Raw genomic sequence first — 13438 nt, forward strand, 5'->3', positions numbered from 1 at the left:
CGCTCCTCCCTTATAGGGGCCTTTGGTACAAAGGACGCACACCCCCCCTAAAGGATAAAAAATACGAGGGGAAAAGCTGCTGGCATGGAAGTATTATTCCACCCTCTACAGAGAGCACAAATCATGAGCTATATACTCAATCCAACCACTCATTAAGGTGAGCCCGAAGGCGTAATACAGCCTGACTATGGATTTGGCTAACCCGGGACTCACTCACCCCCAATACTTCGCCGATTTCCCGGAGGTTTAAATCTTCAACATAGTAAAGCGACATCACTAATCGCTCCCGCTCAGGCAGGCCATCAATAGCACCGACTAACGCACTTCGGAAGCTCTGATCTTGTAATCCGTCGAAGGGCCCCTGCAGGGGGGTTGTCAGAGGATCTGACTCTTCGCTCTCATTAAATTCATCAAGGCTAAATACTCGATAACCGCCTGCATCCTGCAAGAGTCGATGATAATCATTAAGCGATAACCCGAGTTCCTTTGCAACTTCATGATCGCGCGCGTCTCGGCCTTCGCGGTTCTCAATTTCCCGCATCACTTCAGCCACTTGCCGAGCCTTACGATGGACCGAACGAGGGGCCCAATCATTGCGACGAATCTCATCTAAAATAGCCCCTCGAATGCGGATTCCGGCATAAGTTTCAAAACTTGCACCCTGGGAAGCATTATAATTGCGGGCTGCTTCCAATAGACCAATCATGCCCGCCTGAATAAGGTCATCCAGCTGAACGCTAGGTGGGAGCCGGGTTAACAAATGATAAGCAATACGCTTTACCAATGGCGCATACTGAATGACTAATTCGTCACTCCTGGGCTTCTCCTGGGTCCGGGTAGCATAAGCGACGACCCCATTCATAACAAATCCCCCTTACTATGATTCGTCCCCGCATGGACCCTGCTTGATCCATCTGCAAAGCACAGACTGTATTGCACTAGGCGCTCTACAAAGAATTCAAGGTGACCGCCTGGTTCTCTCCGTACCGGCCAGCGGACTGCCTTTTGGGCTAAGTGCATAAAGGCCATCGCTGATTTACTTCTGGGGTAACTATCTACCACCGCGCTTTGTTTCTTTACTGCCTTACGGAGATAATCGTCGTAAGGTACCACTCCCAAAAATTCCAGTGTCACATCCAGAAATTGGTTGGTGACTTTGGCAAGTTTGTCATACAATTCCCTGCCCTCCTGAATACTACGAGACATATTGGCGAGGAGATGAAACCGTTGCAGGTGATGATCCCGACTTAATACTTTGATCAAAGCATAAGCATCAGTGATCGATGCGGGCTCATCGCAAACCACCACGAGTACCTCCTGAGCTGCCCGGGTAAAGCTGATTACACTGTCAGAAATTCCGGCAGCAGTATCAATTAACAAAACATCCAGGGTCGTGCTGACTTCACTGAAGGCATTGATAAGACCTGCATGCTCAGCCGGACTAAGGCGCGCCATGGCCTGCACTCCCGAGGACGCCGGTACGATTTTGATGCCTGCGGGTCCAGGGACAATAATTTCCCCTAGCGAACGCTCCCCTTTAATGACATGGGCAAGGTTATGAGTAGGCTGTAATCCTAGCAACACATCGATATTAGCTAATCCAAGGTCAGCATCTAACAGCATTACTCTCTGGCCTTGACTTGCTAAAGCCACCGCCAAATTCACTGAAATATTAGTTTTGCCGACTCCCCCTTTACCACCAGTCACCGCCACTACCCGGACAGGACGAGTCATCCGCCGCAAACCACTGGCCTGATCAATCCGCGCCTCAGACATGAGCATAATTTATGGCCCTTCCAAACGCTTGAGCCAGTGCCTCATCAGCCAACCCTTTTTCCCTCTCACAGGCATACTCGGTGAGAAGATGGACTAAGTGCTGAGCACGGGCTGCCCCGAAGTCCTCCGGTACTCGCTGTCCATCACTGATATAGGCAAGAGGCAACTGGCGACGGATAACGGTGGAGACAATCCCCCCTAGGCTCGCCGCTTCATCGATTTTAGTCAGGATGCAGCCCGAGAGCTCAACCCGATTAAATTGCTGCACCACCTCATCCAACGCCGAAGATTGAGTGGCCGCTGATAGGACTAAGTAATTCCTAATTTTTGGGCCACCTCCAGCAAGCATGGCAAATTGCTTGGTAAGATGCATATCCCGCTGACTCATGCCTGCTGTGTCAATGAGCACTAACTGCCGATCCAGCAAGCCATCCAAAATTTTCTCCAATGCTTGCCGATCCTGAACAACCTTCACAGGAACACCAAGAATGCGGCCATAGGTGTGCAATTGTTCCTGCGCTCCGATACGGAAACAGTCAGTAGTCACCAAAGCCACACTATGGATCCCATGGCGAAGCGCAAAGCGCGCCGCAATTTTCGCCACACTGGTGGTTTTCCCCACCCCCGTGGGGCCGATGAGGGCGACGATCCCACCAGCGGTCAAGGTATCATCATCGGCAATGGGGATAAGGTCTGTCAGCACCTGCAGCGCCTGCTGCCAAATTTGATGGGGGTCATTGCTGTTACTCGCCTGGGCAGCAAGCTGCCGGCAAAGTTCGGGAACAAGATCCAGTCCAATTAACCGGCGGAGCAATTGTGCCTTAAGGGGGTGGCGTCGGCCCAATTCACCCCAGGCAAGGTCCGATAATTGCACCTCTACTAGATTGCGTAAATTTTTCACCTCTTGCCGCATCTCAAGCAAAATGGGCTTTTGAGATTCATCCCTAGAGGCGTTGGAAGAAGGCCTCCTTTCTGGCAGAGGCTCTGCCTCTTGGCAAGAAGCTTGCTCTAATACGGTATCCTCGTAATCCGTGGCAGCGACAATTTCAATGCCTCCACCCACTGAACGATTTGACAAGATAACGGCATCTGCCCCCATCGCCTCCCGTACCTGCCGGATAGCTTGTCGCACATCCGGAGCTGTAAACCGTCTAATTTTCATCGGCTACTTCCTAACAAGTCACCTAACTACCCACACTGGCCACGATGCGGACCTGCTTATCTTCCGGTATTTCGTTGTAGGACAGCACCTTAAGTTCAGGAATAGTGTGGTGAACAAACCGTGCAAGCCAAGCCCTTAATGCTCCCTGTACCAATAGTATGGCTGGCTTTCCAGCGGCCTCCTGCCGCTGCGTACTTTCCTTCAAAGTGCGGTGCAATTTTTCCGCTAGTCCAGGTTCCATATTGAGCCCCCCTCCTTCGCTGGCAGCCTGTAAGGAACGTAGCAATAATTGTTCCAGTTCAGGAGATATAGAAATGACCTCAAGTTCTTTAGTTAGACCATTGATATGCTGAACAATAGAACGTCCAAGGGCGATACGAACCATGGCCGTCAATACGGCGGGGTCTTGACTCCGCAGCGCGTGCTCTGCCAAAGTTTCGACGATAGTCCGCATATCGCGAATAGGCACCCCCTCCGCTAATAGTTGCTGTAACACCTTCTGCACAACGCCCAGGGGCAAGGTGTCAGGCACCACTCCCTCCGCCAGTTTGGGGGCGACTTTGGCTAGATTCTCCAAGAGCTGCTGCACTTCCTCCCGCCCCAATAACTCATGGGCATGGCTTTGGAGGATTTGACTCAAGTGAGTGGCAATGACGGTCCCGGCATCGACCACCGTATAGCCTTGCATTTGAGCTCGCTCCCGTTGGGCTGGCTCGATCCAGAGGGCTTCTAAGCCAAATGCAGGATCCTGAGTGGGGGTTCCTTCCACTTTACCGAAAACCTGACCGGGATTAATGGCCATCTCCCGTTCGGGGAAAATTTCTGCCTCTCCCACCGTGACACTAAAAAGGGTAATCCGATAAGCCGTGGGAGCCAGGTTTAAGTTATCGCGGATATGAACGGCTGGGATCAAGAATCCCCATTCCTGGGACAATTTTTTCCGCACCCCTTTGATGCGTCCCATCAACTGCCCTCCCTGGGCCTTATCCACCATGGGAATCAAGCGATAGCCTATCTCCAGGCCGATGGGGTCCACGGGAGGAATATCCTCCCAAGAAAGTTCCGGAGTTTCTAGGGGAGCCGCCGCCGGTGGTGACGGTGCCGCCTCAGCTTTCTGCCGCCGGCTGAGATGCCAAGCAGCAAAGCCGCAAAGAGAGGCTAATCCTAAAAAGGCGAGGTTAGGCATTCCGGGGATAAGCCCCATGCCCCCGAGGACGGCGGCAACAACGCCCAAGGGTTTAGGATTTTCAAACAATTGGGTCAAAATTTGGGTACCCATGTCTTGGGCATGGGAAACCCGGGTGACAAGAATGCCTGCGGCAGTAGAGAGCACCAAGGAAGGAATCTGGGCGACCAAGCCGTCGCCAATGGTCAACAGAGTATAGTTCCGGGCTGCCTCGCTAAAGGAAAGATCATGTTGGAGGAGCCCCACCGAGAGCCCCCCAATGACATTGATCAGCAGAATTAAAATCCCTGCAATAGCATCGCCGCGAACAAACTTGCTAGCCCCATCCATGGAGCCATAAAAGTCAGCTTCCTGCATGATTTCCTGGCGCCGGAGCCGGGCTTCTTCCTGCTCAATCAGACCGGCATTGAGATCCGCATCAATAGCCATCTGCTTACCAGGCATGGCATCCAAGGTAAAGCGGGCACTCACCTCGGAAATGCGGGTTGCCCCCTTGGTCACCACCACAAAATTGATGATGACCAAAATCAGAAACACCACCAGGCCCACCGCATAGTTGCCTCCAATCACAAACTCGCCAAAAGCCTGGATGACCTGGCCAGCGGCAGCGGGACCCGTATGGCCCTCCAATAGCACTGCCCGCGTAGAAGCCACATTCAAAGCCAGCCGCATTAGGGTGGCAAGCAGCAAAACTGTGGGAAAAGCAGCAAAATCCAGTGGCCGGTGAGCGTAAACACCTGCAAGCAATACCACCAGCGCCAGGGAAATATTGAAAGTAAAAAGTAAATCGAGCAGTACCGCCGGCAACGGCAACACCATCATCGACAGCATGAGGAGAAGTATTAATGGCGCACCTAGCCCATTACGGCTTAGTTCCCGCAAATGTCCCAGCACGCTTGCAGCATTCATCACATTACTCCTTCCTCAAATCTTCAGGTATCGGGAGATCATCGGGAAAGAAGGTAGGCTTAACGCCCCCTTGTCGCTGGTAGCGACGCAATTGGAAGACATAGGCCAATACTTGCGCCACGGCCACATACAGTCCGGCTGGAATTTCCTGATTCAATTCAGTGCTGTAATAAAGAGCGCGGCTTAAGGATGGCGCCGAAAGAATAGGCACCTTATTGGCTGCTGCCACGGCCCGAATTTTGAGGGCCACCTGATCGGCACCTTTAGCTACCACACGCGGGGCTCCCCCCTTATCCTGCTGGTAATCCAAAGCTACCGCATAATGGGTGGGATTGGTCACCACCACATTGGCCTGGGGAATCGCTGCCATCATCCGGCGACCCGCTATTTCCCGCTGTACTCGACGAATCCTTGCCTTGAGTTCAGGGCTACCCTCGGTTTCTTTATGCTCCTCTTTAATCTCTTGAGGAGTCATCCTCAGCTGCCGAGTATGGTGCCAGTGTTGAAAGGGGGCATCGATAGCGGCGATGAGCCCAAGGCTGGCCGAAAGAGCCAAAAAACTCCATCCTATCAAGTGGGCGAGTTGGAATAGAGCGGGGATAAGCCCTTGTTGCCCCAAAGCGATGAGATCGGGGCCCAAATACCAAAACAGCACACAAGCGACTCCCCCCAAAAGCAAAAACTTAACTAAGGCCTTGAGTAACTCCATCCACCCTTGGGGGCCAAAGACTCGTTTCATGCCCTTAAGAGGATCTAATTTCTCCCACTTAAACCCCAGCGCCTGGAGGCTGAAACTCCACCCTCCCATCAGCAGGGGCGCTGCTAATGCGGCAATGAGCGTCAAGAGTAGAAAAGGCATTATCGTTTTGAGGGCTTCCCAGATGGCTTGCTGAAACTGCAAAATGGCAGCAGTTGGCTCGAAGATCTGGGCCCGCTCTAAGCGCAGGCCCTGCCGCATCAGTCCAGCAAGCCCTTGAAGAAAAAACTCTCCCATCAACAACAAACCCAAGGCAGAACTCAGCAGCAAAGCCGTCGTATTGAGTTCCCGGGAACGGGGAACCTGGCCCTTTTCCCGGGCTTCCTGCTGACGTTTCGGAGTCGGTTGTTCCGTCCGCTCTTGGGCGCTAGATTCCGCCATTAACCCTCTTCTCTCAGCAGGGTCCGAATAAGGTCCAGGGCAGTATCAACAAGGTTGACTAGATGACTGGAGGCACTGGGTAAAGTGAATAAAAGTATCCCAAAACCCAGGATGAGGGTGAGGGGAAAGCCGATGGAAAAGGGATTCAATTGAGGAGCAGCGCGAGTCATCACGCCAAAGGTTAAGTTAACCAACAGCAACGCCCCAATGGCCGGCAAAGCAATCAGCATACTGCCGGCAAACATCCAACTGCCTCCCCCGACCAGTTGCCAAAAATTATCCGAACTCAAACTACCCATCCCAAGGGGCAACCTATAAAAACTCTCCGCCAACACCTGGATCACCACTAAATGACCGTCTAAAGCCAAAAACACGAGGGTGATTAAGATTTGGTAGAGTTGTGAAACTACTGAAACCGAAACCCCATGCTGGGGATCTATCATGGAGGCAAACCCTAGCCCCATCTGCATTGCTACAGTTTGACCACCAATGACAAAGGCCTGGAACACCATCTGTAGTACCAAGGCCATAGCTATCCCAATCAGGAACTGTTGGACAATCAGCCCCCCTCCTTGCAAACTCAAGATAGGGACGGGAGTGCTCGGGATCACAGGGGCAATGACTACCGTTAAGGCCAGTGCGAGGACTAACCGCACGCGCGCCGGGACCACAGTGCTCCCAAAGAGCGGAACCGCCATCACGAATGCGCCGATCCGGCAAAAAGGCCACAGATAAGCACCGATCAAAGTGCTAACTTCGTCGCTGGTAAAATGCATTACCTCACCCGATAAGGGCAGGAATATCCCTAAACAACTGCTGGGTATAATCCAGCACCAACTGCAGCATCCAAGGGCCGGCAAGGGCCATGGTAAGCAAGATAGCCAAGAGTTTAGGGATAAAGCTCAGAGTCATCTCATTGATCTGAGTAGCTGCTTGAAACATGCTCACCAAGAGGCCCACCGCTAACGGCGGTAACAAGAGGACCAGCAACAAGAGGGTGATAATTTCAAGACTACGGTGGAGAAGGGAAAGCACGGTATCGGGAGTCATGGCGCTATATAAAAGCTTGAGGCTAAGGTTCCCATAAGCAAGGACCAGCCATCAATCAATACAAACAGCAGGAGCTTAAAGGGTAACGACACCAGCATAGGAGAGAGCATCATCATTCCCATGGCCATGAGCACACTGGCCACCACTAGATCGATAATGAGGAAAGGGATAAACAGCAAGAAGCCAATCTGAAAAGCCGTCTTGAGTTCACTGGTAATAAAAGCGGGCACCAACAAGGAAAAGGGAACTTGAGCCGGGGACTCAAAGGCTTTCTGCCCAGCGATCTCTGCAAATAGCTGCAGGTCAGTCTCCCGAGTCTGGGCCATCATGAAATGGCGAAATGGCTCTCTTGCCCGTACCAAAGCCTCCATTACGGGAATTTCTTCTTGCAGGTAAGGCTTTACCCCCTCCTGGTAGGCCTTATCAAGGACCGGGCCCATGATAAAGAAAGTCAAAAATAGGGTAAGCCCAATCAGAATTTGGCTAGAGGGACTCTGGGCTAATCCCAAGGCCTGGCGCAGGATCGAGAGCACCACAATAATGCGGGTAAAGGAGGTCATCATCATGACCGCCGCCGGGAGTAGGGTAAGGGCTGTCATAAGTACTAAAATCTGCAAAGTGACGGTATAGGTCTGCTCGCCACTCCCCTCTGTCGTCACCGCTAGCGCCGGCACACCGGGTGCAGCCAAACTTACTGCTGGAGGCAGCAACAGCAACGCAGCCAACCAGACACAGAGCGCTAACTTGCCTCCCCCGGGCTTGAATTCCCCCCCGCTGGCTTGCCTTTTCTTCCTCTGCCAGAATTTTCTTTCCCCCCTCATGGCGACTCCCCTGGTCTCAACGCTCGTTCCAAATGCTGGACAAAGGGGCTTCTCGAGGAGTGAGGAGGCATCGGGAGAGGAGTCTTCAGCACATGCAGGGTCCGTATCTGCCCTGGACAAACCCCAAGCAACAACTGTTGCTCGCCAACCTGCACTAATACGACCCGTTCCCGGGTCCCCAGGGAGATCCCTTCCAGAATTTGTAGGTTGCGATGCGCGCCACGTTGCAAGCCAGGAAGCCGACGCAAAAGCCAAGCCGCTAAGGCAATAATTGCCAGCACTAGCCCCAGTGCAAAAACCATCTGCAGCACTTCACCCGCAGCAACTTTCTGGGCAGAAAATCCCGAGGTTGGTTCCTCGCTTCCCTGGGCTTGTTCTCCTGATATTGTGGTCGGCTGGGCGGTTATGCTTGCGGCCCAAGCCGCCTGCCCTGTAGAGACCAACAGCGATAAGGCAAAGACAATAACAGGATAAGGGAATTTACTCATTTTAACTTCCTTACCCGCTCGGTGGTGCTGATCACATCGGTAAGACGAATACCAAATTTCTCATTGACCACCACGACTTCGCCATGGGCAATAAGACAGCCATTGACTAACACATCTAGGGGTTCCCCAGCGAGCCGATCCAATTCCACGACCGAACCCCGAGTTAATTTCAGTAAATCTCGGATGCTAATCCTGGTACGCCCTATTTCCATGGCTATGGTCACCGGAATATCCAAAATAAGATCCAAGTTAATATCCTTGGCAGCTGCTGTGGGATCAGCTGCCAACTCTTCCAATGCTGCCGGGGTATAGGGCTCGGCAGATGACTCCGCCTGGGCCTTGGAGGTCGACGTTTGCCCTTGCTTAGAACCCAAATCGCCAATTTGCTCTCCCGCCAGCGAGGCTACCCATTCATCAGCGGCAGTGGGATCTTGATTTTTAGGATGATCGGTCATAGGCGACCTTCTGGCTTAAAGTAGGCTTCTCCGCAAACAATCCCTGATGGGGCAAAGATTCGACTACTTTCAAGGCGTAATTATCGTTATGAACCCCATAACGGGCACGAAACACCGGAACCCCATCTGCCAAGGCAGTGAGGGTAGAGGACAAGTCAATGGGCAAAATATCACCCGGCTCAAGCGCTAATATTTCTCGTAAGGAAAGTTGGGTCTCTGCAAGGGTACAGGATAGCTCGACCTCTGCTTCCAGAATTTTTTCTTGCAGAGCCTGATCCCAGCGTTCGTCTACTTGGTTGGCGCCACTTTGCCTTCCCACCTCCAATAATTCACGAATGGGCTCCAGCATGGCATAGGGCAAAGTAATATGGAATTCCCCCCCCCCTCCATCGAACTCCACGTAAAAGGTGGAGACCACCACCACTTCACTGGGGCTAACAATGGTGGCAAACAGAGGGTTAGGTTCTGCCTGTAGATACTCAAAACGCACCGCGAGTACGGGCTCCCAAGCCTGCTCCAGATCTGCAAACACCTTCTTGAGGACGAGCTGGACAATACGTACTTCAGTGGGCGTAAACTCCCGACCTTCAATACAGGCCTGGGAGCGGCGAGCATAAGTTCGGCCTGAACCACCGAAATAATTATCCACCATCATAAACACCAGCTTCGGGTCAAACACGAGCAAGCTAGTGCCCTGTAGGGGGGACATTTGCACCATATTCAAGCTAGTAGGAACAAACAAGGTGTGGATATATTCGGAAAACTTAACCATCTGCATACCCGACACCGTCACATCGATAGCGCGCCGAAATAGGTTAAATAGGCTGCGGCGAAGCTGACGGACGAAACGCTCATTAATCATCTCCAAAGCTGGCAGGCGGGCTCGAACAATGCGGTCTTCACTGCCAAAATCGTAGGGGCGAACCGCCTCTTCACCTGCTATAGCTTCGGTCTCGATATCAACCTCGCCATCGCTCATGCCTGACAGCAAGGCATCGACTTCATCCTGAGAAAGAATGTCGGTAGCAGCCATGGGTTATTGCATTATAAAACTGGTGAAATAAACTGCTTCTACTCCTTTGATCCCAGCCTGATCTTCCAAAACCTGATTGATCTCATGCCGTGCAGCTTCCCGCAGTTGCTCCTTACCTTCAATGGTATGTAGTGTTTCGTAGTCCTGGTGGCTTAACAGCAGCAATAGGCTGTTGCGAATAGCTGGCCTGTGGTTTTTTATGGCTTCGATTATTTCTGAATCACGGGCCATCGCTTCCATCTTAACTTGCAAAAAACGCACCTGACGCTGGCTTTGGCGATAGAAATTGACCACAAAAGCAGGGGCTAGGGAATGATAAATGGCAGGATATTGAGGGACTTTTGATACTTCGACGCTATCAGCAGCAGCCTCCCTGATAGCGGCTTTAGGCGTGAGCGCACCGGTTAGAAATAAAACTACTCCCACCGCTATTACGACCACTAGCACAATGATAATACTGACAAGAATAATCAGGGTCCTTTTAGAGATACCGCTGCCCTTAACCTCCCAATCCACCTCACTACTCTGAGCCATGGGGTCTATTCCTCTTCTCAAGCAAGAATTATTACTCTTGATTTTGAGCAAACCCCGTGCCAGTTCCTGTGAAGATAAAAGAACTTACTGATTTAAATGACCTTACCGCAAAGGGGTCCTTAACCGTCAAATAAATGACCCCTCTTCTTGGCAGTACTTTGACAAAAAATTGACTTTCCGCTCTAACAGCGGTTCCCATTTAGATGGAACTTTATTAGCCTGAATTGTTCACCACCAAGACACAAAGGACACGAAGGTGAGGGAATCTCACTCAGGTGGGAGAAATTGATGGATAGGCTCATTGCTAACCAAGCAACTTATTTTAATCTATTTAACTTTTTGACCTCTTAGTGCCTTTGTGGTGATCTCATGAATTATCAGGTTAGGTTTGAGGTCAGCGTGACGAGACCATTGGCGGGCAAGGGTGATCGGGACCGTGGGCTCTGTGGACCCATGCAGACCGGTAAACGCCCGTTCCTGGAAGGGAGGGATTTAAAAGAGGTCGGTCAGGCTTACTCCGGGCCAACTGGGTTGCAGCTCAAGGGGAGCCGCTATAGTTTTTCGAAAGACACCCTGCGGGTCCGTCACCTTAACTTTGCTCTCGATCCCCCGTGCTATTCTGAGGCAATTCCAGTGATTTCGGAGGGGAGCGCAACAAACCAAGATTTGCGAGGATCTCAGGCAAGGCCGTCTCCAGCGAATGCTGGGGCCTATAACCTAATTCCTTCCGTATTTTGGCACAGCTATACCAGGCAGAACCGATGAGCTTGTATAAAACCCGAGAATTCAAAGGAACTCTTCTCTTCAATACCCGTTCCACAAGATCCCCCGCCTTAGCTCCCGTTCGAAGTAGCCCTGCCGGAAAGTACCACCAGGGGACATGTCGGTCTAATGCTTGGCAAAGCAATATATAAATTTGGCGAGAGGAATAAATATAGCCATCGGTCACAATATAAGTTTGATGATCGGCCAGGGGGTTTTCAGCTATAAGCAACATTGCCTGCACCACATCATCCACATGGACCATGGAACGCCGATTTTCCACCTCAGGTAATGGCGGAAACCACCCTCGATCAATTGCCATGGCCATTCGGGGGAGGTTTCCCTTATGGTCACCCCCATATACCATGGGAAGCCGCAGGTTACAAACCTGCATATCGTAAATACGGCCCGCTTCCAGTACCACCTGCTCAGCGGCTAACTTCGCCCGACCATAGGCGGTTTGAGGAGCAACAGGACTGGCCTCATCGAGACACTCCCGTCCTCCCTCGCCCATAGCCTTAACACTACTTATAAAAATAAATCGTCTAACACCGGTTTGTGCAGCCAACTCTAGGAGTTTCCTGGTCCCCTCTACGATAACTTTTCGATGGAGTTGCTCTACTTCACCGCTATCATCATCTTCGGCAAAGCTGCCACTAGCCAGATGAAAAACCGTATCTACATCTTTGCATAAGTTACCGAGCATTCGAGGCTCAGTGAGATCTCCTCGAAACACGCTTAGTGAATCGGTAGGCCATATTGCTTTAGCCTTTTCTACATTTCTCACCAATACTCGGATCGAATCTCCTCTCGGTAATAATAGGGCGACTAGGCGCTGACCGATAAAACCCGTCGCACCTGTAATCAGTGCCCTCATCCTAAAATTAGACGCTTTCGATAGACCAAGAGGGAAGGTTACTAACTACTATGAGCTCGTTTCGTTGGCACCTCTGAAGCGCCAGAACTCTCCGGGTTAACCCCGCACGTGGCGTCTGAAGGGTTAGCAGGCAATTTTGGCGGACGCGTGGCCAAATAAAAAGTATTTCGCATTCTAAACCCGATCCTAGTTTTAGTTTCTGTGACAAGCTGCCATAGCAAGGCCAATCCAGCCAGTACACAAAAGCGACCCCACACCCCACTGATCACTAACCCCATGAGCGGCAGAGGATATTGGTGGCGGAAAAATTTCCGGTAGAAATACACCATCCCTTTGTGCTTATGCCAAAGCACTTGGATAGGCCGGTTCCGACTACAGGTACCTTTATAATGAACCACCTCTGCACTAGGGACGAACAAAATTTTCCAACCGGCCTGCCGGAATCGCATGCACCAGTCCAAATCCTCACAATGGAGAAAATAATTCTCATCCAACAAGCCTACCTGCTTTAGCCCCTCTTGCCGAACCAACATAAAAGCTCCCGAGATGGCTTCCAGAAAAACCGATCCTCTAGGCAAAGCCTGACCACTAAGAACAAACCCTTGAAACCTCGGATGATGGGGAAAAAATCTATTCAAATGAAGGATTCGGACCAAACTCCGCCACGGCGTAGGCACGCTGCGGCGACACCCTGCCTGCTCAGTTCCATCTGGGTTACGGATCAGACAACCGGCCATTCCCACGTCTGGGCGGCTGGCTATTTCTTCAAGCATTTTAGAAAAAGTATTTGGGCGAATAACACAGTCGGGATTTAGCAACAGCACATAATCCCCCACCACCTGCCTGAGCGCAATATTATTCGCCCGGGCGAATCCTAGGTTACGGCCATTTTCAATCACCCGGACTCGAAGATCTCTACCCACCACACTTTGTAAACACACTAGGCTGCTATCCTGGGAACCATTATCCACAACGATAACTTCTAATGGGATATCGGCTTCTAACACAGAGCGCACAGCCTCGGTCAGCAACCAACCGCCATTAAAGTTCACCATCACCACAGAGACGAGTGGACGCTGCCTCACCCCCTTTTGCTTGGTCCTATGCTCCCCATTTATACTTTTCATGAACGGGCCTGCCCGCGCAGTTTTCTGGAATGAATTTTCTCTCAGTTTAGCATGGCTAGGGCAAAAAATTATTAAAACCGCTATGCTAACCCTAAGATTATCAAATCAATTTTAAAAGTT

The 13438-nt window shown here is 51.4% G+C and carries 14 protein-coding genes; all 14 read right to left on the minus strand.

The features are described 5' to 3' along the window. Positions 1-136: 136 nt before the first annotated feature. The 14 genes from E3U44_RS02530 to E3U44_RS02595 all read right to left on the minus strand — a co-directional run bounded on the left by E3U44_RS02530 (position 137) and on the right by E3U44_RS02595 (position 13318). A complete protein-coding gene (locus E3U44_RS02530) occupies positions 137-862 on the minus strand; it encodes an RNA polymerase sigma factor FliA (RefSeq protein ID WP_134356516.1) in 726 nt (241 codons plus the stop codon). Further along, positions 859-1782 (minus strand): MinD/ParA family protein, encoded by a 924-nt coding sequence (locus tag E3U44_RS02535; RefSeq protein WP_476703567.1) that lies wholly within the window; start codon positions 1780-1782, stop codon positions 859-861. The genes E3U44_RS02530 and E3U44_RS02535 overlap by 4 nt, the downstream gene beginning before the upstream one ends. After that, the gene (gene flhF / locus E3U44_RS02540; RefSeq protein ID WP_134356517.1) at positions 1769-2938 is read right to left on the minus strand and encodes a flagellar biosynthesis GTPase FlhF; all 1170 of its coding nucleotides are present in this window, start codon (positions 2936-2938) and stop codon (positions 1769-1771) included. The genes E3U44_RS02535 and flhF overlap by 14 nt, the downstream gene beginning before the upstream one ends. A 22-nt stretch (positions 2939-2960) precedes the next feature. Further along, positions 2961-5033, minus strand: coding sequence for a flagellar biosynthesis protein FlhA (gene flhA, locus E3U44_RS02545; RefSeq protein ID WP_134356518.1), 2073 nt, complete (start codon positions 5031-5033; stop codon positions 2961-2963). Positions 5034-5037: 4 nt separating this feature from the next. Beyond that, a complete protein-coding gene (gene flhB, locus E3U44_RS02550) occupies positions 5038-6171 on the minus strand; it encodes a flagellar biosynthesis protein FlhB (protein ID WP_134356519.1) in 1134 nt (377 codons plus the stop codon). Beyond that, on the minus strand, positions 6171-6947 hold the full coding sequence (fliR, locus tag E3U44_RS02555) for a flagellar biosynthetic protein FliR (protein WP_134356520.1): 777 nt from the start codon (positions 6945-6947) through the stop codon (positions 6171-6173). The genes flhB and fliR overlap by 1 nt, the downstream gene beginning before the upstream one ends. Before the next feature lie 4 nt (positions 6948-6951). Continuing rightward, a complete protein-coding gene (fliQ, locus tag E3U44_RS02560) occupies positions 6952-7221 on the minus strand; it encodes a flagellar biosynthesis protein FliQ (protein WP_134356521.1) in 270 nt (89 codons plus the stop codon). Then, positions 7218-8042, minus strand: coding sequence for a flagellar type III secretion system pore protein FliP (gene fliP / locus E3U44_RS02565; RefSeq protein ID WP_240761701.1), 825 nt, complete (start codon positions 8040-8042; stop codon positions 7218-7220). The genes fliQ and fliP overlap by 4 nt, the downstream gene beginning before the upstream one ends. Continuing rightward, positions 8039-8530 carry a flagellar biosynthetic protein FliO gene (fliO, locus tag E3U44_RS02570; RefSeq protein ID WP_134356522.1) on the minus strand — a complete coding sequence of 164 codons (492 nt, stop codon included), beginning with the start codon at positions 8528-8530 and terminating at the stop codon, positions 8039-8041. The genes fliP and fliO overlap by 4 nt, the downstream gene beginning before the upstream one ends. After that, entirely contained in the window at positions 8527-8985 is a 459-nt protein-coding gene (gene fliN, locus E3U44_RS02575; protein WP_134356523.1) for a flagellar motor switch protein FliN, read from the minus strand. The genes fliO and fliN overlap by 4 nt, the downstream gene beginning before the upstream one ends. After that, entirely contained in the window at positions 8969-10018 is a 1050-nt protein-coding gene (gene fliM / locus E3U44_RS02580) for a flagellar motor switch protein FliM (RefSeq protein ID WP_134356524.1), read from the minus strand. Before fliM ends, fliN begins: the two co-directional genes overlap by 17 nt. Positions 10019-10021: 3 nt before the next feature. Beyond that, positions 10022-10552, minus strand: coding sequence for a flagellar basal body-associated FliL family protein (locus E3U44_RS02585; RefSeq protein WP_134356525.1), 531 nt, complete (start codon positions 10550-10552; stop codon positions 10022-10024). Between the two features lie 589 nt (positions 10553-11141). Further along, positions 11142-12191, minus strand: coding sequence for an NAD-dependent epimerase/dehydratase family protein (locus E3U44_RS02590; RefSeq protein WP_134356526.1), 1050 nt, complete (start codon positions 12189-12191; stop codon positions 11142-11144). Positions 12192-12232: 41 nt separating this feature from the next. Then, a complete protein-coding gene (locus E3U44_RS02595) occupies positions 12233-13318 on the minus strand; it encodes a glycosyltransferase family 2 protein (protein ID WP_134356527.1) in 1086 nt (361 codons plus the stop codon). Positions 13319-13438: the final 120 nt, after the last annotated feature.

Source organism: Nitrosococcus wardiae, from assembly GCF_004421105.1.
GTDB classification, from domain to species: Bacteria; Pseudomonadota; Gammaproteobacteria; order Nitrosococcales; family Nitrosococcaceae; genus Nitrosococcus; species Nitrosococcus wardiae.

Excerpts from the sequence above, each read along its gene's own strand:
- fliQ (WP_134356521.1), bottom strand. The coding sequence starts at position 7,221 with ATGACTCCCGATACCGTGCTTTCCCTTCTCCACCGTAGTCTTGAAATT.
- fliN (WP_134356523.1), bottom strand. The coding sequence starts at position 8,985 with ATGACCGATCATCCTAAAAATCAAGATCCCACTGCCGCTGATGAATGG.
- fliM (WP_134356524.1), bottom strand. The coding sequence starts at position 10,018 with ATGGCTGCTACCGACATTCTTTCTCAGGATGAAGTCGATGCCTTGCTG.
- E3U44_RS02530 (WP_134356516.1), bottom strand. The coding sequence starts at position 862 with ATGAATGGGGTCGTCGCTTATGCTACCCGGACCCAGGAGAAGCCCAGG.
- fliO (WP_134356522.1), bottom strand. The coding sequence starts at position 8,530 with ATGAGTAAATTCCCTTATCCTGTTATTGTCTTTGCCTTATCGCTGTTG.
- fliP (WP_240761701.1), bottom strand. The coding sequence starts at position 8,042 with ATGAGGGGGGAAAGAAAATTCTGGCAGAGGAAGAAAAGGCAAGCCAGC.
- fliR (WP_134356520.1), bottom strand. The coding sequence starts at position 6,947 with ATGCATTTTACCAGCGACGAAGTTAGCACTTTGATCGGTGCTTATCTG.
- flhF (WP_134356517.1), bottom strand. The coding sequence starts at position 2,938 with ATGAAAATTAGACGGTTTACAGCTCCGGATGTGCGACAAGCTATCCGG.
- flhA (WP_134356518.1), bottom strand. The coding sequence starts at position 5,033 with ATGAATGCTGCAAGCGTGCTGGGACATTTGCGGGAACTAAGCCGTAAT.
- E3U44_RS02595 (WP_134356527.1), bottom strand. The coding sequence starts at position 13,318 with ATGAAAAGTATAAATGGGGAGCATAGGACCAAGCAAAAGGGGGTGAGG.
- flhB (WP_134356519.1), bottom strand. The coding sequence starts at position 6,171 with ATGGCGGAATCTAGCGCCCAAGAGCGGACGGAACAACCGACTCCGAAA.
- E3U44_RS02590 (WP_134356526.1), bottom strand. The coding sequence starts at position 12,191 with ATGAGGGCACTGATTACAGGTGCGACGGGTTTTATCGGTCAGCGCCTA.
- E3U44_RS02535 (WP_476703567.1), bottom strand. The coding sequence starts at position 1,782 with ATGCTCATGTCTGAGGCGCGGATTGATCAGGCCAGTGGTTTGCGGCGG.
- E3U44_RS02585 (WP_134356525.1), bottom strand. The coding sequence starts at position 10,552 with ATGGCTCAGAGTAGTGAGGTGGATTGGGAGGTTAAGGGCAGCGGTATC.